Annotated in this window: 22 protein-coding genes; 11 read left to right on the top strand and 11 right to left on the bottom strand. The window is 65.5% G+C overall.

What is annotated here, in order from left to right; all coding sequences use genetic code 11:
* Positions 1–137: 137 nt before the first annotated feature.
* On the bottom strand, positions 138–1,226 hold the full coding sequence (gene hrcA / locus J2R80_RS06405) for a heat-inducible transcriptional repressor HrcA (RefSeq protein ID WP_016841498.1): 1,089 nt from the start codon (positions 1,224–1,226) through the stop codon (positions 138–140).
* Between the two features lie 182 nt (positions 1,227–1,408).
* Here hrcA and rph point away from each other — a divergent pair, with 182 nt between their 5' ends.
* The 3 genes from rph to hemW are packed head-to-tail and all read left to right on the top strand — an operon-like array spanning position 1,409 to position 3,913.
* Positions 1,409–2,122 carry a ribonuclease PH gene (gene rph, locus J2R80_RS06410; protein ID WP_016841497.1) on the top strand — a complete coding sequence of 238 codons (714 nt, stop codon included), beginning with the start codon at positions 1,409–1,411 and terminating at the stop codon, positions 2,120–2,122.
* 11 nt (positions 2,123–2,133) lie between these two features.
* Positions 2,134–2,769 (top strand): RdgB/HAM1 family non-canonical purine NTP pyrophosphatase, encoded by a 636-nt coding sequence (gene rdgB / locus J2R80_RS06415; RefSeq protein ID WP_253638212.1) that lies wholly within the window; start codon positions 2,134–2,136, stop codon positions 2,767–2,769.
* The gene (gene hemW / locus J2R80_RS06420) at positions 2,756–3,913 is read left to right on the top strand and encodes a radical SAM family heme chaperone HemW (RefSeq protein ID WP_253588381.1); all 1,158 of its coding nucleotides are present in this window, start codon (positions 2,756–2,758) and stop codon (positions 3,911–3,913) included. The genes rdgB and hemW overlap by 14 nt, the downstream gene beginning before the upstream one ends.
* 193 nt (positions 3,914–4,106) lie before the next feature.
* Here hemW and J2R80_RS06425 read toward each other — a convergent pair whose 3' ends face one another.
* Positions 4,107–5,321 (bottom strand): penicillin-binding protein activator, encoded by a 1,215-nt coding sequence (locus tag J2R80_RS06425; protein WP_253638213.1) that lies wholly within the window; start codon positions 5,319–5,321, stop codon positions 4,107–4,109.
* 219 nt (positions 5,322–5,540) lie between these two features.
* On the opposite strand from J2R80_RS06425, the gene rsmI reads away from it, so the two are divergent.
* From rsmI to J2R80_RS06445, 4 genes are all read left to right on the top strand, one after another.
* Positions 5,541–6,494 carry a 16S rRNA (cytidine(1402)-2'-O)-methyltransferase gene (gene rsmI / locus J2R80_RS06430; protein WP_253638214.1) on the top strand — a complete coding sequence of 318 codons (954 nt, stop codon included), beginning with the start codon at positions 5,541–5,543 and terminating at the stop codon, positions 6,492–6,494.
* On the top strand, positions 6,481–6,864 hold the full coding sequence (locus J2R80_RS06435) for a YraN family protein (protein ID WP_028335783.1): 384 nt from the start codon (positions 6,481–6,483) through the stop codon (positions 6,862–6,864). Before rsmI ends, J2R80_RS06435 begins: the two co-directional genes overlap by 14 nt.
* A 30-nt stretch (positions 6,865–6,894) precedes the next feature.
* Positions 6,895–7,842 (top strand): glutathione synthase, encoded by a 948-nt coding sequence (gene gshB / locus J2R80_RS06440; RefSeq protein ID WP_253638215.1) that lies wholly within the window; start codon positions 6,895–6,897, stop codon positions 7,840–7,842.
* Positions 7,843–8,029: 187 nt separating this feature from the next.
* A complete protein-coding gene (locus J2R80_RS06445; protein WP_057020349.1) occupies positions 8,030–9,001 on the top strand; it encodes an MBL fold metallo-hydrolase in 972 nt (323 codons plus the stop codon).
* A 95-nt stretch (positions 9,002–9,096) separates the two neighbouring features.
* Here J2R80_RS06445 and fsrB read toward each other — a convergent pair whose 3' ends face one another.
* Entirely contained in the window at positions 9,097–10,386 is a 1,290-nt protein-coding gene (gene fsrB, locus J2R80_RS06450) for a siderophore utilization protein FsrB (RefSeq protein ID WP_253638216.1), read from the bottom strand.
* 26 nt (positions 10,387–10,412) lie between these two features.
* Positions 10,413–12,404 carry a TonB-dependent siderophore receptor gene (locus tag J2R80_RS06455; RefSeq protein ID WP_253640939.1) on the bottom strand — a complete coding sequence of 664 codons (1,992 nt, stop codon included), beginning with the start codon at positions 12,402–12,404 and terminating at the stop codon, positions 10,413–10,415.
* Between the two features lie 722 nt (positions 12,405–13,126).
* Here J2R80_RS06455 and J2R80_RS06460 point away from each other — a divergent pair.
* The 3 genes from J2R80_RS06460 to J2R80_RS06470 all read left to right on the top strand — a co-directional run bounded on the left by J2R80_RS06460 (position 13,127) and on the right by J2R80_RS06470 (position 17,659).
* Positions 13,127–14,665, top strand: a complete 1,539-nt coding sequence (locus tag J2R80_RS06460) for a YifB family Mg chelatase-like AAA ATPase (RefSeq protein ID WP_141339863.1) — start codon at positions 13,127–13,129, stop codon at positions 14,663–14,665.
* A gap of 119 nt (positions 14,666–14,784) precedes the next feature.
* The gene (locus tag J2R80_RS06465) at positions 14,785–15,306 is read left to right on the top strand and encodes a hypothetical protein (protein WP_229190434.1); all 522 of its coding nucleotides are present in this window, start codon (positions 14,785–14,787) and stop codon (positions 15,304–15,306) included.
* Positions 15,307–15,409: 103 nt separating this feature from the next.
* On the top strand, positions 15,410–17,659 hold the full coding sequence (locus J2R80_RS06470; RefSeq protein WP_229190433.1) for a PAS domain-containing hybrid sensor histidine kinase/response regulator: 2,250 nt from the start codon (positions 15,410–15,412) through the stop codon (positions 17,657–17,659).
* Between the two features lie 364 nt (positions 17,660–18,023).
* Here J2R80_RS06470 and coaA read toward each other — a convergent pair whose 3' ends face one another.
* The 7 genes from coaA to hisB all read right to left on the bottom strand — a co-directional run bounded on the left by coaA (position 18,024) and on the right by hisB (position 22,858).
* Positions 18,024–18,980 carry a type I pantothenate kinase gene (gene coaA / locus J2R80_RS06475; protein WP_253640940.1) on the bottom strand — a complete coding sequence of 319 codons (957 nt, stop codon included), beginning with the start codon at positions 18,978–18,980 and terminating at the stop codon, positions 18,024–18,026.
* A 35-nt stretch (positions 18,981–19,015) separates the two neighbouring features.
* Positions 19,016–19,339 (bottom strand): phosphoribosyl-ATP diphosphatase, encoded by a 324-nt coding sequence (locus J2R80_RS06480; protein ID WP_028341982.1) that lies wholly within the window; start codon positions 19,337–19,339, stop codon positions 19,016–19,018.
* A gap of 150 nt (positions 19,340–19,489) precedes the next feature.
* Complete coding sequence (gene hisF / locus J2R80_RS06485) at positions 19,490–20,266, bottom strand: imidazole glycerol phosphate synthase subunit HisF (RefSeq protein WP_038382736.1); 777 nt, start codon at positions 20,264–20,266, stop codon at positions 19,490–19,492.
* A gap of 9 nt (positions 20,267–20,275) precedes the next feature.
* Positions 20,276–21,004 (bottom strand): 1-(5-phosphoribosyl)-5-[(5-phosphoribosylamino)methylideneamino]imidazole-4-carboxamide isomerase, encoded by a 729-nt coding sequence (gene hisA / locus J2R80_RS06490; protein WP_076833848.1) that lies wholly within the window; start codon positions 21,002–21,004, stop codon positions 20,276–20,278.
* Positions 21,001–21,651 carry an imidazole glycerol phosphate synthase subunit HisH gene (gene hisH / locus J2R80_RS06495; protein WP_253638217.1) on the bottom strand — a complete coding sequence of 217 codons (651 nt, stop codon included), beginning with the start codon at positions 21,649–21,651 and terminating at the stop codon, positions 21,001–21,003. The genes hisA and hisH overlap by 4 nt, the downstream gene beginning before the upstream one ends.
* Positions 21,648–22,178 carry a DUF2628 domain-containing protein gene (locus tag J2R80_RS06500; RefSeq protein WP_253638218.1) on the bottom strand — a complete coding sequence of 177 codons (531 nt, stop codon included), beginning with the start codon at positions 22,176–22,178 and terminating at the stop codon, positions 21,648–21,650. The genes hisH and J2R80_RS06500 overlap by 4 nt, the downstream gene beginning before the upstream one ends.
* An 86-nt stretch (positions 22,179–22,264) precedes the next feature.
* Positions 22,265–22,858, bottom strand: coding sequence for an imidazoleglycerol-phosphate dehydratase HisB (gene hisB / locus J2R80_RS06505; RefSeq protein WP_016841476.1), 594 nt, complete (start codon positions 22,856–22,858; stop codon positions 22,265–22,267).
* Between the two features lie 245 nt (positions 22,859–23,103).
* Between hisB and hslV the strand changes: the two genes are divergently transcribed.
* A complete protein-coding gene (hslV, locus tag J2R80_RS06510) occupies positions 23,104–23,661 on the top strand; it encodes an ATP-dependent protease subunit HslV (protein ID WP_028335798.1) in 558 nt (185 codons plus the stop codon).

Here is a 23,661-nt window from a genome sequence, read left to right on the forward strand (position 1 = left end):
TTCAAATCTTGGGGATTGCTTGCCGGGATATCGTGCTTTGGGCGGCGAAAATCAAGCGCAACATACCGGTCTCGGGAACTGGGATCTCCGGCTTGGGTGAAGAAAACCCGTCAAATGAAAGCGAAATCGCCCTCCGGTCAGCCGCCGAGCATCTTGCTGACGATGCGCGCGGCATAATCGACGGTCGGGATCACCCGCGCATAGTTCAGCCGTGTCGGTCCGATCACGCCGAGGACGCCCACGATCCGCCCCTGGGCGTCGCCGTAGGGCGCGATGATGGTTGAGGAACCCGACAGCGAGAACAGCTTGTTCTCCGAGCCGATGAAGATCCGCACGCCCTCGCCGCGTTCGGCGCGGCCGAGCAGATCGATCACCCCGCGCTTGGTTTCGAGATCGTCGAACAGCGACTTGATGCGCTCGAGATCGTCGAGCGCATGCAGGTCCTCCAGCAGATTGGCGTGACCGCGCACGATCAGCTGGCGGTCCTCATTCTCGCCGCCGGACCAGCTCGCGATGCCCGCCGCGACCACTTTTTGCGTGAGCTGATCGAGCTCGGCGCGGTTTTGCGTCAATGCCGTCTCGAGCTCGAGCCGCGCTTCGGCCAGCGTCCGGCCGCGGATCCGCGCATTGAGGAAATTGGTCGCCTCGGTCAGGGCTGAGGATGGAACACCCGGCGGCAGTGCCAGCACGCGGTTTTCGACCTGGCCATCTTCGCCGACCAGCACGACCAGCGCCTTTTCCGGCTCCAGCCGGACGAACTCGATGTGCTTCAGCCGCGCATTCGACTTTTGCGTCAGCACCACCGCCGCGGCGCGGGTCAGCCCCGACAACCGCGTCAAGGCTTCGCCAAGCGCGGCCTCGACGGATTGCGCGCGGCCGACGGCCGCAAGCTGGGTCTGGATCGACTGACGCTCGGCCTCGGTGAGGTCGCCGACCTGCATCAGCGCATCGACGAAGAAGCGCAGCCCGAGTTCGGTCGGCAACCGGCCGGCGGAGGTGTGCGGCGCATAGATCAGGCCGAGCTGCTCGAGATCCGACATCACGTTGCGGACCGAGGCCGGCGACAGCGGTAATGCGATCAGGCGCGAAATGTTGCGCGAACCGACCGGCTCGCCGGTTGCGAGATAGCTTTCGACGATTTGACGAAAAATATCGCGCGAACGCTCGTTGAGCTGGGCGAGCCCGGCATGCGGCGCGATCAGGCCAATCGGATCGTGGTGAGTCACACTCCAGTCCCTCACAATTACTGCATAATTTGTCGATCCGGGAGGCCGATGACAAGCATGCATTCGGCCCCGTCGTACCGGACCCTACCGGGGCCGAAAACCCTCGCCAAAACCCTTGCCGCTGCCCCTTCCCGCTCCTACAAGCACCGCCAGCCAATTTTCTCGGATTTCTGGAGGATTTCATGCGGCCAAGCCGCCGTGCACCCGATGAACTGCGTCCCGTGTCGCTGGAACGCGGCGTCGTCAAATATGCCGAGGGTTCCTGCATGGTGAAGTTCGGCGACACCCATGTGCTGGTGACCGCCACGCTGGAAGAGCGGCTGCCGCCGTGGCTGAAGGGCCAGGGCCGCGGCTGGGTCACCGCCGAATACGGCATGCTGCCGCGTGCCACCCTGGAACGCACCCGCCGCGAGGCTTCGGCCGGCAAGCAGGGCGGCCGGACGGTCGAGATTCAGCGGCTGATCGGCCGCTCGCTGCGCGCGGCCGTCGATCTCGAGGCGCTCGGCGAACGCCAGATCACGGTCGATTGCGACGTCATCCAGGCCGACGGCGGCACCCGCACCGCCTCGATCACCGGTGCCTGGGTGGCGCTGGCCGACTGCATCAACTGGATGAAGACCCGCAACATGCTGAAGACCAACGTGTTGCGCGACAATGTGGCGGCGATCTCCTGTGGCATCTACCAGGGCACGCCGGTGCTCGATCTCGACTATGCCGAGGATTCCGAGGCCGACACCGACGCCAATTTCGTTATGACCGGGGACGGCCGGATCATCGAGGTGCAGGGCACCGCCGAGAAGACGCCGTTCTCGGAAGGTGAATTCCTGGCGCTGATGGCGCTGGCGCGCAAAGGTGTCGCGCGTCTGGTCGACTTGCAAAAGATCGCGGTGGCGTAGTCAGATTGGTCATGCACCGCCGAATCACCGGAAGGCTCGTCATCGCCACCCATAATCCCGGCAAGCTTGCCGAGATGCGGGAACTGCTGGCGCCGCACGGCGTCGAGGTGGTGTCGGCCGGCGAGCTCGACCTCGCCGAGCCCGAGGAGACCGGCGACAATTTTCGCGCCAACGCGGCGATCAAGGCGATCGCGGCAGCGAAGGCGACCGGACTGCCCGCCTTCGCCGACGATTCCGGCCTCGTGGTCGATGCGCTCGACGGAGCGCCCGGGATCTACTCGGCGCGCTGGGCCGGCGAGGGCAAGGACTTCATGGCGGCGATGACGCGGATCGAGCGGCTGCTGCAGGAACGCGGCGCCACCGCACCGGACCGGCGCAAGGCGCACTTCGTGTCGGCGTTGTGCGTGGCCTGGCCCGACGATCATCTCGAGCAGGTCGAGGCCCGCGTCGATGGAACCCTGGTCTGGCCGCCGCGTGGCTCCGCCGGCTTTGGCTACGATCCGGCCTTCCTGCCCGACGGCTACACGCGGACCTTCGGCGAGATGACCAGCATCGAGAAGCACGGCCTGCCGCCGCTCGGGCTCGGCCTGTCGCATCGCGCCCGCGCCTTCGTGAAGCTCGCGGAGATCTGCCTTGAGCCACGCTGACCGAGAAGCCTTCGGCGTCTACGTGCACTGGCCGTTCTGCCTGTCGAAATGCCCGTATTGTGATTTCAACAGCCATGTGCGGCATGCGCCGGTCGACGAGGAGCGTTTCGTGCGCGCGTTCGCCCGCGAGATCGAGACGACGGCCGCGCGCGTGCCGGGGCGGCAGGTGTCCTCGATCTTCCTCGGCGGCGGCACGCCATCGTTGATGCAGCCGAAGACCGTCGGTGCCGTGCTCGATGCGATCGGCAAGCACTGGACGGTGGCGCGCGATGTCGAGGTCACGCTCGAGGCCAATCCGACCAGCGTCGAGGCGACGCGCTTTCGCGGCTATCGCGCAGCCGGCGTCAACCGCGTCTCGCTCGGCGTGCAGGCGCTCGATGACGTCTCGCTGAAGGCGCTTGGCCGCCTGCACACCGCGCGCGAGGCGCTCGACGCGGTCGCGATCGCGCGCTCTGCGTTCGACCGTTACTCGTTCGATCTGATCTATGCCCGCCCCGACCAGACGCCGCGGATGTGGGCCGATGAACTGAAGCAGGCGATTTCGGAAGCGGCCGAGCATCTGTCGCTCTACCAGCTCACGATCGAGGAAGGCACGCCGTTCTTCGGGCTGCATGCCGCCGGCAAATTGCAGACGCCGGACGAAGCGACCGCGCGCGCGCTCTACGACGTGACGCAGGAGGTCTGCGCCCGCGAGGGATTGCCGGCCTATGAGATCTCCAATCACGCCCGCGCCGGCGCGGAGTGCAAGCACAACCTCGTCTACTGGCGCGGTGAGGAATATGCCGGCATCGGCCCGGGCGCACATGGCCGGCTCGACATCGATGGCGTCAGGCACGCGACCGCAACCGAGCGGCGCCCCGAGGCGTGGCTGTTGAACGTCGAGGAGCGCGGTCACGGCGTCGTCAGCGATGACAGCCTCAACAGCGAAGAACGCGCCGACGAGTTTCTGCTGATGGGATTGCGGCTCGCCGAGGGCATCGATCCCAAGCGCTATGCGAAGCTCTCCGGCCGCCAGCTCGACCCGCACCGGATCGCGATGCTGCGCGAGGAAGGCGCGATCGCCGTCGACGCCGACGGACGACTGCGGGTGACGACGTCGGGATTCCCGGTGCTCGACGCGGTCGTTGCGGATCTCGCCGCCTAGAACCTATCCCGTTCCGATTGAATCGGAACGAGGCTCTAGATTCTTGTTTTGACGCGTTTTCTTCACGCGAACCGGTATCCACGTCGCTCGAAACCGCTCTAGGTGCACGCTGCCAAAATATCGAAAACAACCCCATGCAAAGGAGCTGGCGGGTGCCGGCGCTCGACAAGGCAGCTTGACCGCCCGACGAAAATCAAGCGCCAAAGCTCTTCGGCGAGCCTGCCACCGGCGTGCTGCCGCCTGAGGCCACCTTCATGACCGCAAGGCCACGCTCATTGGTGCCGTCGGAGCGGAAGCGGAACAGACCGTCGATACCGGCAAAGCCGGACGGATTGGTCAATGTCTCCGGCGCAAAGCGCTGCGCCCCTTGCGTGCGCGCGAGCGCCGCCATCAGCGCCACGGCATCATAGGCAAGCGTCGCGGTGCGCACGGGCTCGCCGCCATATTTGCCGCGGTAGCGGCCGGCGAAGCTGCGGAAGCCGGACGGATCGGGCGCGGCGTAGAGGCCACCCTGCAAGACGGGGCTCGCGAACACCCGCGGATTGTCCCACAGCCCGGTGCCGAGCAGCTGGATGTTGCGCAGATTGGCGCCAGCTGCGGTCAAGGCATCGGCGGTCGCGACCACCGAATCACCATCGTCGGCGATCAGCAGCGCATCGGCCTGGCCGAGCGCCTGCGCCACGGTTCGCGCCGGCGTCGCGCGATCGGCGCCATATTTCTCGAATGCGACGACGCGGCCGTTCTTGCGGCCGACCGCCTGCTTGAACGCGGCCTCGACCACGTTGCCATAGGCGTTGTCCGGCACCATCGCGGCGAACGAGCGCTTTCCGATCCCCGCCGAGTAGTCGACGATGCGGTTGATGTCGGACTCCGGCAGGAAGCTCAGCAGATAGACGCCGCGCCCGGCCACGCTCGAATCGGTGGAGAACGCGATCACCGAGGTTCCGCGCGGCCGCGTCAGTTGCGCGACGGCCGGCACCGAGCCTGCGAACAGCGGTCCCAGGATGATCTCGGCGCCTTCGGACAGTGCCTGCTGGGCACCCTGCGATGCGCCCTGCGGGCTGCCGCCATCGTCCTTGATCAGGAGCTGGATGTTCGGGTTCTGAAATTCCGCCAGCGCCATTTCGGCCGCGTTCCGCATCGACTGGGCGGCAAGCCCGGCATTGCCGGACGCCGACAGCGGCAGGATCAGGCCGATCTTGACCTGCCCGGTGCCGACCGCCTGCGGGTGCTGCTGCGGGCCGGCAGGACCGCCTTCCTGGTTGCCGCCGAACGGGCTGGAAAACTGGCTCAAGCTTTGCTGCACGCCGGAACAGGCCGTCAGCAGCGGCGCGCCCACGATGAGGCCGAGCGCGGTCCGCCGGGTGGTGCCCGACGGCGGGGACTTGCGGTGATGCGGGCCTTCCATCGTCTCTCTTCTCTTGGCCGACCGTGATCAGCCAGGACTCCATCCAGCTCTGATGAGGCGGGTGGATTCAGGCATATTCTCGGCGAATAGTTAACTAAAACAAAAGGATTATGGCCCCGCGGCGCCCTTGCCGCGGCCTCCATTCCTCCGTCAGCCAGCGTTCCGTCACCGCCGTTTGCGGATGTGGCGCAAGCGCCGCCATCCCTCTAGATTGGCATTATGCGCGCAAAAGCCAGTTCCCTCCACAGTTCGGATGCCACGACAGGCGCTGCGGCCAGAACATTTTCGATCGGCGGCCAGCAATTGGCCGCGCCAAGGGCAGCACCCGGGCTCCATCTGGTCGCGACCCCGATCGGAAATCTCGCCGACATCACCCTGCGCGCGCTGGAAACGCTGGCCGGTGTCGACGTCATCGCCTGCGAGGACACGAGGATTACCCGGCGGCTGACCGAGCGTTATGCGATCGCCGCGGAGCTTGCGCTCTACCACGAGCACAACGCGGCCCAGGCCCGTCCAAAAATCCTGGAGCGGCTGGCGCAGGGCGCCGCGATCGCGCTGGTTTCCGACGCCGGCACGCCACTGATCTCCGATCCCGGCTTCAAGCTGGTGCGCGACGTCTGCGCCGCCGGGCATGCCGTCATCGCGGTGCCGGGGCCATCATCGGTGCTGACGGCGCTGTCGGTCGCGGCATTGCCGACCGACCGGTTTTTCTTCGAGGGATTTTTGCCCGCCAAGGAGCACGCGCGCCGCGCCCGGCTCAACGAGCTGGCGAGGGTCGATTCGACGCTCGTGATGTTCGAATCGGGCAATCGCGTACAGGACACGCTGCGCGATCTCGCCACGATCATGGCCGGCCGCGATGCCGCGATCTGCCGCGAGCTGACCAAGCTGCACGAGGCGATCACGCGCGCGCCGGTCGCCGAGCTGGCGGCAGGCGCGGACGCGCTGGAAACACGCGGCGAGTTCGTGCTGGTCATCGGACCTCCGGCCGATGATGCCGGGGTGATGGACCAGGATGCGCTCGACGATCTGCTGCGGGCGCAACTCGGCCGCGGCAGCGTCAAGGATGCGGTCGCCCATGCGGTCGAACTGTCGGGCCGGCCGCGCCGCGAGGTCTATGCCCGTGCCCTCGAGCTTGCGAAGACCATCGGGGACGGCAATGGCGAAGACTGACAGCGCCTCTCCCGAGCGCGTCGCGGCGTTCCGGACCGGCATCTCGGCGGAGAGCCGCGCCGCAGCGCTTCTGATCGCCAAGGGCTATCGCATCCTGGCACGACGCTTCCGCACCCCCTTTGGCGAGATCGACCTGGTGGTGCGCCGGCGCAATCTGCTGGCCTTCGTCGAGGTCAAGGCCCGTGCCAGCCTCGACGACGCTGCCTATGCGGTGACGCCGCGGCAGCAGCTGCGCATCATCAATGCCGCCCAGGCCTGGCTGATGGCGCATCCCGAACATGCCGAATTCGAGCTCAGATTCGACGCCGTGCTGATTGCGCCGAAGAGCCTGCCGCGCCATTTGTTAGCGGCATTCGATGCAAGCCCTTAACGTTATCCTCAGACCTCGCGGAACATGCCTATGAAATTGAAGATCGCCGTCCAGATGGATCCCATCGCGCGCATCAATATTCGCGGCGATTCGACCTTTGCGCTGCTGCTCGAGGCGCAAAAGCGCGGCCACGGCATTTCCTACTACACGCCCGACAAGCTGTCGCTGCGCGGCGAGGAGCTGGTGGCGCCGGTGCAGCCTCTCACCGTGCGCGACGAGGTCGGCAATCACTTCACGCTGGGCGAGCCGAAGCGCGAGGCACTCAACGGCTTCGACGTCGTGCTGCTGCGTCAGGATCCGCCGTTCGACCTCGCCTACATCACCTCGACCCATTTCCTCGAGCGCATCCATCCGAAGACCATGGTCGTCAACGACCCGGCCAGCGTGCGCAACGCGCCGGAAAAGCTGTTCGTGATGAACTTCCCGCAGCTGATGCCGCCGACCCTGATCTCGCGCGATCTCGACGAGATCAACGCATTCCGCGACCAGCACGGCGCCGTCGTCATGAAACCGTTGCACGGTCACGGCGGCGCCGCCGTCTTCCGCGTGATGCCGCAGGACATGAACTTCGGCTCGCTGTTCGACATGTTTTCCGTCACCTTCAAGGAGCCCTGGGTGATCCAGCGCTTCCTTCCCGAGGTGAAGCACGGCGACAAGCGCATCATCCTGGTCGACGGCGAGTTCGCCGGCGCCGTCAACCGCGTGCCGGCGGCGGACGATCTGCGCTCCAACATGGTCCGTGGCGGCGCAGCCACGGCGACCGAACTCTCGGATCGCGAGCGCGAAATCTGCGCCACGCTCGGACCGGCGCTGCGCGAACGCGGCCTGCTGTTCGTCGGCATCGACGTGATCGACGGCAACCTGACCGAGATCAACGTCACCTCGCCGACCGGCATCCGCGCAATCCAACGGCTCAATGGCCCCGACGTCGCGGCGATGATCTGGGATACCATCGAGAAGAAGCGCGCCGCGAAATAATCCTCCCTTGTGCGCCGCACAGCTGGCTGAAATTTTAGCCAGCGTTCGATCGCGCATGCGTTCTCCTTATTCTTCTTGCCAGCTTGCGCGGGCGAGGGCAGCATCCGCTTGCCTGCGTCAGGTCAAGCAGCGGGTCAACGCGCGGGCACAACGCGAAAATCTTATAAAAATTCTGGAGGAAGACGTTATGACGCTCAATGTCTCACGACGATCCTTGCTCGCGCTCGGTGCCGGTCTCGGCGCCAGCACCCTGCTCGGGGGCACCGCACAGGCACGCGCGCCGAAGCTCGGCACGCAGACACCCTACTGGCACCGCTTCATGCTCGGCGAAGCCGAAGTGACCGTCGTATCCGACGGGCCGCTTCCGCTCGGCGACCCCTCCGGCACCTTCACCGGTGTGCCGAAGGAGGAGGTGAAGAAGATGCTCTCCGACAACTTCCTCTCGCCCGACAATGTCGTGCTCGAGCAGAATTCGCCGATCGTCAACACCGGCGACAAGCTGATCCTGTTCGACACCGGCATGGGCACGTCGCAACTATTCGGCAAGACCACCGGGCGGCAGCAGAAGAGCATGCAGGAAGCCGGCATCAAGCCGGAGGACATCGACGCCGTCGTGCTGTCGCACGCGCATATCGATCATATCGGCGGCATCGTCGGCGCCAACGACAAGCCGTTGTTCCCGAATGCGCAATACTACATCGCGCAGAGCGATCTCGAGTTCTGGACCGACGAAGGCAAGATGGGCAGCCCGTTGAAGGATTTCATCGTGCATGCCCGCAAGAACCTGCTGCCGGTGCGCGACCGCATCGTGTTCTTCAAGGACGGCCAGGAATTCCTGCCCGGCGTGACGGCAATCGCAGCGCCCGGCCACACCGTGGGACACACCATCTTCATGGTGAGCTCGGGCGGCAAATCCTTCGCCTTCCTCGGCGACCTCTCGCATCACGCGGTGCTGCTGCTGGAGCGTCCGCGGATGGAGTTCTCCTACGACACCGATCCGAAGCAGGCAGCGGCGTCGCGGGTCAAGCTGCTGGAAATGCTGGCCGCGAACAAGACGGCCGTGATGTCCTATCACTTCGCTTGGCCGGGCTACGGCCACGTCGCCAAGGCCGGCGAAGGCTTCCACTACTATCCGGAGCCGATGCAGATGAACCTGTGACGGACTGATTGCGAAGACGGACTGCCTCGGGAGCGGCCGCCGCCGCTCCCGAATGCATTTGCCGCCCGGTGTAAGGAGTGCACAGGGCGCCCGGCCTATTCCGCCGGCGCAAGGCGGCTCGCGGAGCGAGTGCGCATCGTCTCTCGCGCGCCAATCCGCGCACGACGTTTGCGCCACCAGATCACGACGCCCGTCACTGACAGCGCCGCGACCACCAATCCCATCAGCGAGATCAGGATGCGCCCGGGCAGGCCGGCGATCCGGCCGGAATGCAACGGAAACTGCATCTGCACGAACACGTCGGCTGCGGTGCCGACCCATGGCAGCCGCTCGCCAAGCGGACGACCGTCCTCGCTGTCGTAGTAAAGCTGCGCCGGCCCGACGCCCGCCGCGCCATGTTCGTCGCCCGGCTCGAAGAATGCGACCGCATAGACGCCGTGGGCCGGACCATAATTGATCGAACCGATGGGCGTGGTCCAGCCGCGCGCCTTGCCGTCGGCCGCGGCGCGCGCGGCGATCTCCGCATAGGTGATCCTCGGCTCGATCGGATCGTCGAGATGACGGTATGGTCGCTGCTCGTAGGGTGTCGGCGTGTAGTCGGACACGGTCTTCATCAACGGCGAGAACACCTCGAAATAGAGGTTCAGCGAGAATGCCGTGAATGCGATCACGAACAGCAACGCCCAGGTCCACAGGCTGAAGGCGCGATGAATGTCGAAATTGATTCGATAGGCGCTGCCTGAGGTCTTGATCTTCCAGGCCGGTGCCCAGCGGGTCCAGAAGCTCTTGCCGCGCGGGCCTGATATCGCCGACGCCCGCTGTGCACTTGCGCGCCGCCGCGACGGCAGGGTCAGGTAGAAGCCGACGAAACAATCGATCGTCCAGATCACGGCGATGACGCCGAGGAAGCGCATGCCCCAGCGATCGCTGCCCAAGAATTCGGGGATATGCATCGTGTAATGCAGCTTGTAGAGGAACGAGACGAAGTTTTCGCGGGTCACCGGCCAGACCGCGCCCCAATAGCGGCGTCCGAGCTCGACGCCGGTGTTTGGATCGAGGAAGACCTGGTTGTAGTCGAGCGTGTAGCGTTTGCCGGTCGCCGGATCGATCCGCGGCAGCACGAAGAACCACAGCGATTCGCCCTTCTCCGTCGTCATGAACATGTGGACGACGCGGGCGCGATGATCGCGCTGCTCGATCAGCCGGGCGAGCTCCACCGACGGGATCGCCGGTCCGGAGCTTGTCACCTCGAACAGCTTCCTGTTGAGCACATCGTCGATCTCGTGGTCCCACGAGATGATCGCGCCGGTGACGCCCGAGAAGAACAGGAAGGCCGCGGTGACAAGGCCCGCCCAGCGATGCAGTCGTCCGAAGATGGGTCTCATGGGGATTTCAGCAAGTTGTGGGGTGATCACCAGCGATAGGTCAGCTTCGCGATCGCCTTGCGGCCCTCCGCGTAGAAGCAGCTGGTGTTGCCGTAGCAGGCTGCCACGTAGCGCGTATCGGCGAGGTTGGTGACGTTGAGAGAGAGGCGATAATTGTCCCTGGTATAGGCGACGAGCGCATCGACGACCGTCGACGCCGGCACCTTGAAGGTGTTGGCGTCGTCACCGAACGTCGATCCGACATAGCGGACGCCGGCCCCGAACTGGACGCCGGCGAGCGGGCCGCCCTGAACGGTGTAATCGCCCCACAGCGAGAAACGGTTGAGCGGCACCGTGGTCGGCGCCTTGCCGACATTGACGGGATCCTTGGTGACTTCAGCGTCGACATAGGCGTAGCCGCCGCGGATGTTGACGCCCTCGACCAGCGTCGCGGTGCCTTCGAGCTCAACGCCGCGCGACCTGACTTCGCCGGTCTGCTCGGCGAAATAGAACGGCGGCGCGTAGGTGACGACGTTGGACCGGGTCAGGTCGAAGGCGGCCAGCGTGATCAGCGCATTGATGCCGACCGGCTGGTACTTGACGCCGATTTCGTACTGCACGCCGGACTCCGGCTTCAGCAGCTCGCCGGCGGCATTGGTGCTCAGCACCGGCAGGAATGACTCCGAATAGCTGAAATAGGGCGCGATGCCGTTGTCGAAATTGTACATCACGGCGGCGCGACCGGTGAATGCCGAGGCGTCGGTCGACGTCGACGTTTTCGCGAGATTGTTGTCGAGGTCGGTAGTGACGAAATCCTGCCGCCCGCCAAGCAGAAACGACAGCCGGCCGAGCCTGATCTGGTCCTGCAGATAGAAGCCGGCCTGCGACTGCTTGATGCCGGTGTCGTCATACGGTCCGTTGTAGGTCCAGCTGTTGGTATAGACTGGCGCAAAGACGTTGAGCTTGCCGGTGCTGTAGCTCGAGGCCATGTCGCGGAACGAGGTGTTGCGGTAATCGACGCCGAACAGCGTCGTGTGGCTCAGCATGCCGGTGACGAACTTGCCCTGCAGCTGGTTGTCGACCGCGAAGGAATCGATCGTCGAGCTGCCGCCGGCGCCGCCGCGCGACAGCAGGCCCGCGGCTTCGTCGGCCGCCGATGCATAGCCGGTGCCGTAGAAGCTCTTCTGCTCGTTGTGCATCCACGAATAGCGCAGGTTCTGGCGGAAGGTCAGCGCCTCGTTGAAGTCGTGCGACAGCATGTAGCCGACCGAGGATTGCTCGGTGTCGAACTGGTTGAAGCCGGGCTCGCCGACGAAGCGCGTGTTCGGAATGTAGCGGCCGTTGTTGGCCCAGACGGTGCCGGACGGCGGCAGGAATTGCAGGCCCCAGCCGGTGCGTTCCTTCTGGTAGTTCGCGAGGAAGGTGATCGTGGTGTCCTCATTCGGCTTCACGGTGACGGCGGGCGCGATGAAGACGCGATTGTCCTTGGTGTAGTCGACCTGGGTCTCGCCATCGCGCGCGACGCCGGTCAGGCGCCACAGCACCGTCCCTTCCTTGTTGGCGCGGCCGCCGATGTCGAACTCGCCCTGATAGCGGTTGAAGCTGCCGCCCGACAGCGACACTTCCCCGAACTCGCGCGCGGTCGGCAGCTTGCTGACATAGTTGAGGATGCCGCCGGTGCCGCTGCCGCCGAACATCGCCGAGGATGGCCCTTTCAGGACCTCGAGGCGCTCGGCTCCGTACGGATCGAGCCCGAGGAAGTGCACATAATTGCTGCTCGGCAGCCGCAGGCCGTCGAGATAGAGGCCCGGCATCGTCATGTCGAAGCCGCGGATCTGCAGGCCGCCGAAGCGGGTGTCCGAGCCGCCATTCACGTCGCCGCTGACCCCTGCGGTGTAGCGCAATGCCGCGCCCACCGATTCCGCACCCTGGTTCCTGATCTGGTCCGTGGTGACGACCGAGATCGATTGCGGGATTTCGATCAGCGGCGTGTCGGTCTTGGTCGCCGTGCCCGAACGCGTGGCAACGAACCCGACCACCGGACCGCCGGCTCGCTCGCCGGCGCCGGCACCGGATCGTGCCGCAGCTGGCGTCGTCGCCTGCTGGGATCGAGCCACACGATTGGCGCGGCTCGCGCGTGCGGCCACCGGACGACGAACCGGTTTTGCATTCGCAGTGATCGCGCGCTGCTGAGGCGCGTCCACGCTCACCGGCGGCAGTTCCGATTGCGCGTCGGCGCGTTCGGTCGCGACTCCTGCGGCAAGGACGGCGGCGGTACATAGACCGATCGTTCGCAGCGCTGGATGTTGACGGGTGGAATGCGAAACAAGTCGACCGATCACGCGAAGGCGCCCCTGATGTCAGCCTGGATGGATTTGTGATCCGGCTCTACAGCGCGGGGCTCGCGAGTACAGACCTCGGCAGTTGGAATAGATCGAGACTGCGCGCGCGATCAGCGTGCGATCGCTGAAACAGCAAGGAAATCGACGACACGCTGCGACAATAAGCGCGCGATGCTCGTCGTGCTGGAATGATTCTTGAGAATGATTCCTGCAGTTGTCGACGATGCGAGCTGTGTTCGATCGCGCGAGGCGCGCGTCATCGCGCGCGACGCCCGACGCCTCCGCACCGGCCGGAAGCGGATTCGCCGCGCGGTGAATTGGTACCGGGCGACCAGCCCTCGGTGTCGCGAATGTTCCTGTAATGTTCTTGCACTTGTCGCCCGGTTCCGCTACCTTCGATTGCGGAAGATAGGGGCAGCATGGTTCAGCGCGTTTCCACCGTCGCATTCGAGGGGATCGAGGCCCGCGCGGTCGACGTGCAGGTCCAGGTTGCGCCGGGATTGCCCGCATTCGCCATCGTCGGCCTGCCCGACAAGGCGGTGTCGGAAGCCCGCGAACGCGTGCGTTCGGCGCTGATCGCCTCCGGCCTCGCGCTTCCCGCCCGCCGCATCACCGTCAACCTCGCACCCGCCGACCTGCCCAAGGAGGGCAGCCATTACGACCTGCCGATCGCGCTCGGCCTGATGGCGGCGATCGGCGCGATCCCGCCGGATGCGCTGAACGGCTTCACCGTGCTCGGCGAGCTCGGGCTCGACGGCTCGCTCGCGCCGGTGGCGGGCGTGCTGCCCGCGGCAATCGGCGCCAATTCGCGCGACGAGGGATTGATCTGCCCGGCCGCCTGCGGCTCGGAAGCCGCCTGGGCCAGTCCGGACATCCAGATCATCGCGGCAGATTCGCTGATCCAGATCGCCAACCACTTCAAGGGCACGCAGGTGCTGTCGCGGCCGCAGCCGAAGGTGCATGAGCGCGAGGAAACGCTTTTGGACCTGCGCGACATCAAGGGCCAGGAGAGCGCGAAACGCGCGCTCGAGATCGCCGCCGCCGGCGGTCATCATCTTCTGATGATCGGCTCGCCCGGCGCCGGCAAATCGATGCTGGCGGCGCGACTGCCCTCGATCCTGCCGCCGCTGTCGCCGTCGGAGCTGCTCGAAGTCTCGATGATCGCCTCGGTTGCCGGCGAGATCCGCGACGGCGCCCTGACCGCGCGACGCCCGTTCCGCAGCCCGCATCATTCCGCCAGCATGGCCGCGCTGACCGGCGGCGGCATGCGCGCCAAACCGGGCGAGATCTCGCTGGCGCATCAGGGCGTGCTGTTCCTCGACGAATTGCCGGAGTTCGATCCGCGCGTGCTGGATTCGCTGCGTCAGCCGCTGGAGAACGGCGAGGTTTCGGTGAGCAGGGCCAACCATCGCGTCACCTATCCGGCGCGCTTCATGCTGGTCGCAGCCATGAACCCGTGCCGTTGCGGCCATGCCTATGAACCCGGCTATTCCTGCAAGCGCGGCCGGCTCGACCGCTGCACCGGCGACTACCAGATGCGGATCTCCGGCCCGCTGATGGATCGCATCGACCTGCGGATCGAGGTGCCCGCCGTGACCGCGGCCGATCTGATCCTGCCGCCGCCGGCGGAGGGATCGGCCGAGGTTGCCGCCCGCGTCGCGGCCGCGCGCGACATCCAGCTCGCGCGCTATGCGGCTGCCGGCATGCCGCATGTCCGCACCAATGCGGAAGCGCCGAGTTCGCTGCTCGAGACCATCGCGCAACCCGACGCGCATGGGCAGAAGCTGCTGCGCGAGGCCGCCGACAACATGCACCTCACCGCGCGCGGCTATCACCGCGTGCTGCGGGTGGCGCGCACGCTTGCCGATCTCGACGGCGCCGAGACGATCGGCCGGCTTCATCTCGCCGAAGCGCTGTCCTATCGTGCATTGGCCGACGATTTGCGCCGCGCGGCGTGATCTCCCTCGCCTTCCGCCCGGTGCCCGCCGCGTCAACGTGACAGTAACCACTCTCATTTACGCTCCGCAAACCATAAGCACCGCGATCGGCGGCAAGCTTGGGTCGAGCGAGTTGTGTCATGTTGCGTTTGAAGATTCTGACCTCGGTGGTCCCCCTTGCCGTGGCCGCGGTCCTTGCCCGCGCCGAATTCCTGCCGGGCCCGCGGCCCTGCATCGAGGTGGGCGGCGCCACAATGCAGATCGCATCGATCCCCTGGCTGGCGCAGCTTCACGTCAGCTTCACTGACGACCCCAGCCAGGCCACCGTCCGGGTCCAGATCGCCGACAGCGCCGACGCCGCCGACTTCACCGTGATCGACGACATCGACGACGCCGAGGCCGGCGCCTGCGAGAGCAGCGCGACGGCGCAGCTGATCGGGATTTCCGGCGATGCCTCGGCAACCGGCCCCGTCATCTATCTGACGCGTGATGCTGGCCCGTCCGACTACCGTGTCTTCGTGCAATCGAAGACGTTCTCGGCGCGGGATGCCGCGGCCTTGATCGTCAGCGCCCGCGGCGGACACCGCCGACTTGAAGCCGCATCGCCCGCACCTGACACGCGCGTCCCGAACCGGGTCATGGCGGAATTAACCTCCCGCTAACCTTGTTCTGAGGGCAGCGCGAAATGGCCACCAATTTCAAGCACTTTGCAAGCTGGCCGACGCATCGTCAGCGCCAGATCAAGCTGTCTCAGGGTCACCATTGATGGGGCGTTTCTTCCGGATCAAGTTGCGCCTTCGCCGCTTCCTCCGGCGCCATTCCTGGCTCGCGACGATCGTGCGCTCGTTCACGATCTTCTCCGTCGCGTTTGGCAGCGCCTTCGGGTTCATTTCGGGCGCGCTCTCGCAACAGAGCGGCTACGATCCCAATGCATTCGCGATCGGGGTCAGCTTCCTGTTCGCGCTCGCCTGCCTTTGGATCGTGACGCTCGGCATCCGCCTGCGGCTGATGCGCAAGCGGCTGCGCACCATCGCCATGCACAATGAAGCGATGGCCGACCGCAACTGGGAACTGCAGGAGGCCGAGCAGCGCGCCTCTACCCTGTTCGAGGCGCAGGACGATTTGATCGTGCTGCGCGACCTCGAGGGGCTCATCACCTATGCCAACGATGCCTATTGCGAGCTGGCGCAGAGGCCCCGCAGCGAATTGATCGGCAGCACCGCAACGCTGAAGGTGCTCGAACAAGGCGACACCGCGCTCGAATCCAACGGCACGCGGGTCTACGACCAGAAGATCGAGGGACCGCTCGGACCGCGCTGGATCGCCTGGCGTGAAGGCCTCGTGCGCAACGATGCCGGCGCGCCTGCAGAGATGCAGAGCGTCGGCCGCGACGTCACCGACCGCACCGAGAGCGAGCACGCGCTCGCCGAAGCGCGCGATCAGGCCGACGCCGCCAACCGCGCCAAGTCGCGCTTCCTTGCGATGGCGAGCCACGAGATCCGCACTCCCCTGAACGGCATCATCGGCATGAGCGGATTGCTGATGGATACGCAGCTGACGCCGGAGCAGATGACCTACGTCAAGGCGGTCAAGACATCGGGCGACGCGCTGCTCGCACTGATCGAGGAGCTGCTCGACTATTCCAAGATCGAGGCCGGCAAGATCGATCTCGAACAGCGCGCGTTCGCGCTGTCCGGCCTGATCGAGGACATCACCGAGCTGCTGGCGCCGCGCGCGCAAACCAAGGGCATCGAGATCGCCGCCTATGTCGACGAACGGCTGCCGATGCAGGTGACCGGCGACGCCGCGCGGCTGCGTCAGGTGCTGCTCAATCTCGCCGGCAACGCCATCAAGTTCACCGCGACCGGTGGCGTGGCGCTGATCGTCGAGCCCGGCATCTGGCCGAACGAGATCAGCTTCCTGGTTCGCGACACCGGCATCGGCATCGCGCCGGAAGCGCAGCAGCGTATTTTCCGGGAGTTCGAGCAGGCCGACGACCGGATCGCGCGCAGCTATGGCGGCACCGGCCTCGGCCTCTCGATCAGCGACCGCATCGTCAAGCGGATGGGCGGCCGCATCACGCTCGCAAGCACGCCAGGCGCCGGCTCAACCTTCGAGGTGTCGATCCCGCTCGTCGCCGCCGATACCGGCGAGGCCAACGGCTTCGCCGCGCCCGACTTGACGGGACAGTCGATCATGCTGGTGGCGCCACACAGCATCGAGGTCTCGCTGATCTCGCGGCGGTTGCAGCGCTGGGGCGCACAGACCTGCATCGTGTCGGATGCCAACGTCGCCGAGGCGCTGCTGCCGGAGCGGAGCTGGCACGCGGTGCTGATCGATCACACGCTCGGCACGCCGGCGATGGAGGCGTTTGCCGACGCCGCCCGCCTCCATGCAACCCATCGCATCGTGATGTTCACGCCGGCGACGCGGCAGGACCTTTCGGCTTCCGAGTCAGCCATGTTCACCGGTTACCTGGTGAAGCCATTGCGCGCGTCGTCGCTCGCCGCGCGCCTGACCGCATCGCCGGAAGTCGCTGCGCCGAGCCTTGCGATCGAGGCGGCCGCCGAGTCCGCGCCCGCTGCGCTTGCATCCGCGCTGCCGGACAAGGGGTTCTCGATCCTGGTCGCCGAGGACAATGAGATCAACGCGCTGTTGATGCGCTCGCTGCTCACCCGGCTCGGCCACAACGTGGTCATCACCACCAATGGTGAGCAGGCGATGGAGTCCTGGCTGTCGGCGACCTCAGCCGGCACGCCCTATGATCTCGTGCTGATGGACATCCAGATGCCGCGCCTCAACGGCATCGAGACCACCAAGCAGATCCGCACCCATGAAGCGGCACAATCCGTCCGCCGGACCCCGATCCTGGCACTGACGGCAAATACGCTGGTGGAAGACCGCTACGCCTGCTTCGAAGCCGGCATGGACGGTTTTCTGATCAAGCCGCTCGACCGCGAAAAGCTGGAAGAAGCGCTCGCGGGCCTCGCCGCCGCGCGGCACATTGCGGCGTAGCAGCCAATACCTCAGTGTCGTCCCTGCGCAAGCACTAGGGCATTTACACATCTCTTCGAGGCTAGAAAACCGACTCATCATCAAGGGGTTAGCTACTAGGCGAGAGCCGAAATCGGCGGGCGCAACCCTAGTGCGATGAGTAAGCTCTCTGCGGTTTTCGGCCAACTCTTTGAGAAGACTCCGGAAAGACTGCGGAGGATATGTATATACGCTAGTGCGCAAGCAGGGACCCATAACCACCGAAGCCAGTTTTACGCCCGCTGGGGCTACAGCGCTGCAAATCACAGACACCTGTGGCTATGGGTCCCCGCGTTCGCGGGGACGACAGCTGTGATGTGGCGCGTTCGCCGGAATGCGGTGCCGGCTACAGCCGGCGCAGCGCGACCGACTGCACCACGTGGTCGGCGCCCTTCTTCAGGATCAGCGTCGCGCGCGGGCGGGTCGGCAGGATGTTGTCCTCGAGATTGGCGAGGTTGGTGCGCTCCCAGATCGCGATCGCGGTCGCCGTTGCTTCCTCGTCCGACAGCGGCGCGTAGCGGTGGAAGTAGGACCTCGGATCGGTGAACGCGGTGTCGCGCAGCGCCAGGAAGCGCTTGATGTACCACTCCCGCAGCACGGCCTCGTCGGCGTCGATATAGACCGAGAAGTCGAAGAAGTCGGAGACGAACGGCACCGCCTTGCCGTCGCGCGGCAGCCGCCCGGTCTGCAGCACGTTGACGCCCTCGACGATCAGGATGTCCGGCTGGTCGATCTCGACCCATTTGTTCGGCACGATGTCGTAGGTCAGATGCGAATAGACCGGCGCGCGCACGCGGCGCCGCCCCGCCTTGATGTCGCTGAGGAACGACAGCAGCGTCGGCAGGTCGTAGCTTTCCGGAAAGCCCTTCTTCTGCATGATGCCCTGCCGCTCGAGCACCGCGTTCGGAAACAGGAAACCGTCGGTCGTGATCAGATCGACCTTCGGCCGCGGCGACCAGCGCGCCAGCAGCGCCTGCAGCACGCGTGCCGTGGTCGACTTGCCGACCGCGACGGATCCGGCGACGCCGACGATGTAGGGCATCTTGCGGTCGCGGATGTTGAGGAACTGGCGCTGCGAGTAATACAGCCGCTGCGTCGAGTCGACATAAATCGAAAGCAGCCGCGACAGCGGCAGGTAGATGTCCTCGACCTCCTGCAAATCGAGGCGATCGTGCATCGAACGCAGGCGATCGAACTCGCCGGGCTCGAGCGTCATCGGCGTATCGTCACGCAGATGCGACCATTGCTGGCGCGTGAAGATGCGGTAGGGGTTGTACTGTTGATCTGGTGCCCGGATGTCCATGAGGCCGCCCCTCTCGATGCGCTCGATCATTTGCGCTAGTCGCGCTTGCGCGACGCCTTCTCTTCCAGTCCCGACATCGAGGTGCGCTTCTCCAGCGCGGCCTCGACGTCCTCCAGCTTCACGCCGCGGGATTTCAACAGAACCAGCAGGTGAAACACGAGATCGGCACTTTCGGCGATGAGGTGATCGCGGTCATTCTCGACCGCGGCGATCACGGTCTCGACCGCTTCCTCGCCCAATTTCTTGGCGCAATGCTCCGCGCCCTTGTCGAGCAGCTTGCGGGTGTAGGACGCCTCACCGCCCGTTGCAGCGCGGGCGTCGATGGTGGCGGCCAGATCGTGGACCGTGAAACGCGACATCAACTCAACTCAAGCATGCACAGCGGCACCGCGCGGGTACCATCCCTTAGGTGGGGACTTAGCATTTTTGTGACAAGGAGTCCCAGCTCTCCCTGTTTGAGCGTGGTCTTCACGGAAAACCGGTTTCCACTTTTCCTGACCACGCTCACGCTAGGGATCGAGCCGCATCGGCAGGCCGGCGCGCACCATGTGATCCTTGGCCTGGCGGATGGTGAATTCCCCGAAGTGGAAGATCGACGCGGCCAGCACGCCGGTGGCGTGACCCTCGCGGACGCCGTCGACCAGGTGGTCGAGATTGCCGACACCACCGGACGCGATGACCGGTACGGGGACACTGTCCGCGATCGCCCGGGTCAGCGGCAGGTCAAAGCCCTGCCTGGTGCCGTCCCGGTCCATCGAGGTCAGCAGGATTTCGCCGGCGCCGAGCGAGACGACCTCCTGGGCATATTCGATGGCGTCGATCCCGGTGGCATTCCGTCCACCATGGGTGAAGATCTCCCAGCGGTCCGAGCCGCCGGCGCGCTTGACCCGCTTGGCGTCGATCGCGACCACGATGCATTGCTCGCCGTATTTCTCGGCCGCTTCCTTGACGAATTCGCGCCGGCTGACGGCCGCTGAATTGATCGAGACCTTGTCGGCGCCGGAGCGCAGCAGGGTCTTGATGTCGTCGACGGTGCGGACGCCGCCGCCCACGGTCAGCGGCATGAAGCAGGCTTCCGCGGTCCGCCGCACCACATCGAGCATGATGCCGCGGTTTTCATGGGTGGCGGTGATGTCGAGGAAGGTGAGCTCGTCGGCACCGGCGGCGTCATAGGCGATCGCGGCTTCGACCGGGTCGCCGGCGTCGCGCAGATCGACGAAGTTGACGCCCTTGACCACGCGCCCGTCCTTGACGTCGAGGCAGGGGATCACGCGAACCTTGAACATGACCTCCTCCTACGCGCCGCGGATCAGCTGAAGGGCGGCGGCCGGATCGAGCCGTCCGTCATAGAGCGCACGGCCGACGATCGCGCCGGCCAGCTTCTTCGCACGCGGCTCCAGCAGCGCCTTGACGTCGTCGATCGAGGCAAAGCCGCCGGAGGCAATCACTGGAATCGAGATGCGGTCGGCGAGCGCGATGGTGGCGTCGAGATTGAGGCCCTTGAGCAGACCGTCGCGGGCGATGTCGGTGAAGATGATCGCGGCGACGCCGGCATCCTCGAAGCGCTGTGCGATCTCGAGCGCGGTCACGTGCGAGGTCTCGGCCCAGCCTTCGACCGCCACCTTGCCGTCGCGCGCATCGAGACCGACCGCGACGCGGCCGGGGAATGTGTTCGCCGCGCCCTTCACCAGCTCAGGATCGCGCACTGCCGCGGTGCCGATAATGACGCGCGTAATGCCCTTGTCGAGCCAGGCCTCGATGGTCTTGAGGTCGCGGATGCCGCCGCCGAGCTGCACCGGCATGGTGACGGCCTTCAGCATCGCCTCCACCGCATGCGCATTCATCGGCTTGCCGGCGAAGGCACCGTCGAGATCGACGACGTGGAGATATTCGAAGCCCTGCGCGGCGAAGCTCGCCGCCTGCGCCGCCGGATCGAGATTGAACACGGTGGCGCGCGCCATGTCGCCCTGCTCCAGGCGCACGCACTGGCCGTTCTTCAGATCAATCGCTGGAAAGAGAATCACGGCTTCCACTTCAAGAAATTGGCGATCAAAGCGAGGCCGAAGCGCTGGCTCTTCTCGGGGTGAAACTGGGTGCCGATCGCGGTGTCCTTGCCGACGATCGCGGTCACCGGCCCGCCATAGTCGGCGCGCGCGAGCACGTCCGCCTCATTGGCGGCGTTGAGGTGATAGGAGTGCACGAAATAGGCGTGACGTCCTTTCGGCCCGAGCGGCAGCCGCTCCAGCACCGGATGCTCGCGCACCATGTCGAGCGTATTCCAGCCCATATGCGGGACCTTCAGGCTCTCGTCGCGCGGCTCGATCTTCTCGACATCGCCGCCGATCCAGTTGAAGCCCTCGGTGATCACGTGCTCCTTGCCGCGCGTCGCCATCAGCTGCATGCCGACGCAGATACCGAAGAACGGCCGCGCCTTGACCCGCACCGCCTCGGTCAGCGCCTCCAGCATGCCGTCGACCGCGTCGACGCCGCGGCGGCAATCGGCGAAGGCGCCGACACCGGGCAGCACGATGCGATCGGCGCGATACACCGCATCGGGATCGCGCGTCACCTTGATGGCTTGCGGATCCTCCATGCTGCGTGCGGCGCGCTCAAAGGCCTTGGCCGCCGAATGCAGATTGCCGGAGCCGTAATCGACGATTGCAACGGTCATCGCGATCCTCCTGGCTCTGGAAACAATCCGATGATGCCGCCCTGCGGCATCGCCGGGGGTTTTGAGAATGACTGACCCGGAACGTCGCGGGTTGGTGGCGGCCCGCCGCGATCGACCGAGCGCTGATCGTTGACGGCGCCGCGATGCCGCGCGGTCCAGCGCGCGAAGAAACGGCGCTCGGCGGCCTCCACGTCGTCACCCACGACGATGTCGATCTGGCGCCACCTGCGCCGCGACAGCGTCCAGCGCTGCAGGGTCGCGGCCTCGAGGCCGAGCAACACCATCAGCACCAGGTCGACGAAGAAGATCGCGCTGCGGCCGACGCCAAGCTTGGCCAGCGCGTAATCGATCACGAAAGTAAGAACGAACCAGCCGATCAGCGCCAGCCAGAGCCGATGCCAGGCCAGCCAGATCACCCCCGCAACCGCGGCCCAGAAATGGAAGCCGTCTCGCACGAAGACGAACTTGTCGGTCGCCGCGAGATCGGCGCCGTTGGCCACGGGGGCATGCACTGTATAGACCGGCATCGAACGCTCCGCCGAGGATGGACTCTTATTTAAAGCATGATCTTTCGGAAAACCGGCATCCACTCTTCCGGATCATGCTCCAGAGATCAGCCGCCGAGCTGACCCTTGGTCGAGGGCACTTCGCCCTGGGCACGCGGATCGATCGCAATTGCCGTCCGCAGCGCCCTCGCCAGACCCTTGAAACAGGATTCGGCGATATGATGGCTGTTCTCGCCATATAGGGTCTCGACGTGCAGAGTCACGCCGGCGTTCATCGCGAAGGCGTTGAACCATTCGCGCACCAGCTCGGTGTCGAACTCACCGATCTTGTCGCGCGGGAATTCGGCCTTGAACACCAGCACCGGGCGGCCGGAAATGTCGATCACGACGCGCGAGAGCGTCTCGTCCATCGGCATGTGGATCGAGGCATAGCGGGTGATGCCGGCCATGTTGCCGAGCGCCTGCTTCACGGCCTGTCCGAGCGCGATCCCGACGTCTTCGGTGGTGTGGTGGTAATCGACATGGAGATCGCCATCCGCCTTCACCGTGATGTCGATGCGCGAATGCCGGGCCAGGAGGTCGAGCATATGGTCGAAGAAGCCGATCCCGGTCGAAACCGTGGATACGCCTGCTCCGTCGAGGTTGACCGTCACCTCGATGTCGGTCTCCTTGGTCTTGCGCTTGATGGTTGCGGTGCGCATGAAAATTAAGCTTTCCCGTGCCGAAAACGCCGGTCTTTTAACAGGCTGATGTCACCTTCGCTACTGCGGGATGACCTCGAAACGCCCCAACTTCCGGCCATGGTGACCGGAATTCGTTGTCGATCTGGTTCTGCCGCGCTTTCCTCACGCGAACCGGTGCCCACTTCGCCTGAAAACACGCCGATTTCGTCCCGATTGTAACCCCCTGCCCGACCGCCTAAATCTGCCCGGAAGAGAGGTAACCTATGCAAGCATCCCCAAATGAGCTGCCGGTCTGGCATGGCACCACAATCTGCACGGTCCGCAAGGGCGGCAAGGTGGTGATTGGCGGCGACGGGCAGGTCTCGATCGGCCAGACCGTGATCAAGGCCAATGCCAGGAAGGTCCGCCGGATCGGCAAGGGCGACGTGATCGGCGGCTTTGCCGGCGCCACCGCCGACGCCTTCACCCTGTTCGAGCGACTGGAAAGCAAACTGGAGCAATATCCGGGGCAGCTCACCCGGGCGGCCGTCGAGCTCGCCAAGGACTGGCGGACCGACCGCTACCTGCGCCGGCTGGAGGCCATGATGATCGTGGCCGACAAGGACGTTTCCCTGGTGCTGACCGGCACCGGCGACGTGCTGGAGCCCGAATCCGGGGTCATGGCGATCGGTTCCGGCGGCAATTACGCCCTCGCCGCGGCCCGCGCGCTGGTCGATACCGACAAGGACGCCGAGACCATCGTCCGCCGCGCGCTGGATATCGCCGCCGATATCTGCGTCTACACCAACCGGAACGTGACGATCGAGACGATCGGCGGCTGA

Origin of the sequence: Bradyrhizobium sp. USDA 4541 (genome assembly GCF_024171085.1) — a bacterium.
Lineage (GTDB): Bacteria > Pseudomonadota > Alphaproteobacteria > Rhizobiales > Xanthobacteraceae > Bradyrhizobium > Bradyrhizobium australafricanum.

What these genes read in the sequence shown, in the direction of transcription:
- rph (WP_016841497.1), top strand. Translation starts at nt 1,409, where the DNA reads ATGCGGCCAAGCCGCCGTGCACCCGATGAACTGCGTCCCGTGTCGCTG.
- rdgB (WP_253638212.1), top strand. Translation starts at nt 2,134, where the DNA reads ATGCACCGCCGAATCACCGGAAGGCTCGTCATCGCCACCCATAATCCC.
- J2R80_RS06425 (WP_253638213.1), bottom strand. Translation starts at nt 5,321, where the DNA reads ATGGAAGGCCCGCATCACCGCAAGTCCCCGCCGTCGGGCACCACCCGG.
- rsmI (WP_253638214.1), top strand. Translation starts at nt 5,541, where the DNA reads ATGCGCGCAAAAGCCAGTTCCCTCCACAGTTCGGATGCCACGACAGGC.
- J2R80_RS06435 (WP_028335783.1), top strand. Translation starts at nt 6,481, where the DNA reads ATGGCGAAGACTGACAGCGCCTCTCCCGAGCGCGTCGCGGCGTTCCGG.
- gshB (WP_253638215.1), top strand. Translation starts at nt 6,895, where the DNA reads ATGAAATTGAAGATCGCCGTCCAGATGGATCCCATCGCGCGCATCAAT.
- J2R80_RS06445 (WP_057020349.1), top strand. Translation starts at nt 8,030, where the DNA reads ATGACGCTCAATGTCTCACGACGATCCTTGCTCGCGCTCGGTGCCGGT.
- fsrB (WP_253638216.1), bottom strand. Translation starts at nt 10,386, where the DNA reads ATGAGACCCATCTTCGGACGACTGCATCGCTGGGCGGGCCTTGTCACC.
- J2R80_RS06460 (WP_141339863.1), top strand. Translation starts at nt 13,127, where the DNA reads ATGGTTCAGCGCGTTTCCACCGTCGCATTCGAGGGGATCGAGGCCCGC.
- J2R80_RS06465 (WP_229190434.1), top strand. Translation starts at nt 14,785, where the DNA reads ATGTTGCGTTTGAAGATTCTGACCTCGGTGGTCCCCCTTGCCGTGGCC.
- J2R80_RS06470 (WP_229190433.1), top strand. Translation starts at nt 15,410, where the DNA reads ATGGGGCGTTTCTTCCGGATCAAGTTGCGCCTTCGCCGCTTCCTCCGG.
- coaA (WP_253640940.1), bottom strand. Translation starts at nt 18,980, where the DNA reads ATGGACATCCGGGCACCAGATCAACAGTACAACCCCTACCGCATCTTC.
- J2R80_RS06480 (WP_028341982.1), bottom strand. Translation starts at nt 19,339, where the DNA reads ATGTCGCGTTTCACGGTCCACGATCTGGCCGCCACCATCGACGCCCGC.
- hisF (WP_038382736.1), bottom strand. Translation starts at nt 20,266, where the DNA reads ATGTTCAAGGTTCGCGTGATCCCCTGCCTCGACGTCAAGGACGGGCGC.
- hisH (WP_253638217.1), bottom strand. Translation starts at nt 21,651, where the DNA reads ATGACCGTTGCAATCGTCGATTACGGCTCCGGCAATCTGCATTCGGCG.
- J2R80_RS06500 (WP_253638218.1), bottom strand. Translation starts at nt 22,178, where the DNA reads ATGCCGGTCTATACAGTGCATGCCCCCGTGGCCAACGGCGCCGATCTC.
- hisB (WP_016841476.1), bottom strand. Translation starts at nt 22,858, where the DNA reads ATGCGCACCGCAACCATCAAGCGCAAGACCAAGGAGACCGACATCGAG.
- hslV (WP_028335798.1), top strand. Translation starts at nt 23,104, where the DNA reads ATGCAAGCATCCCCAAATGAGCTGCCGGTCTGGCATGGCACCACAATC.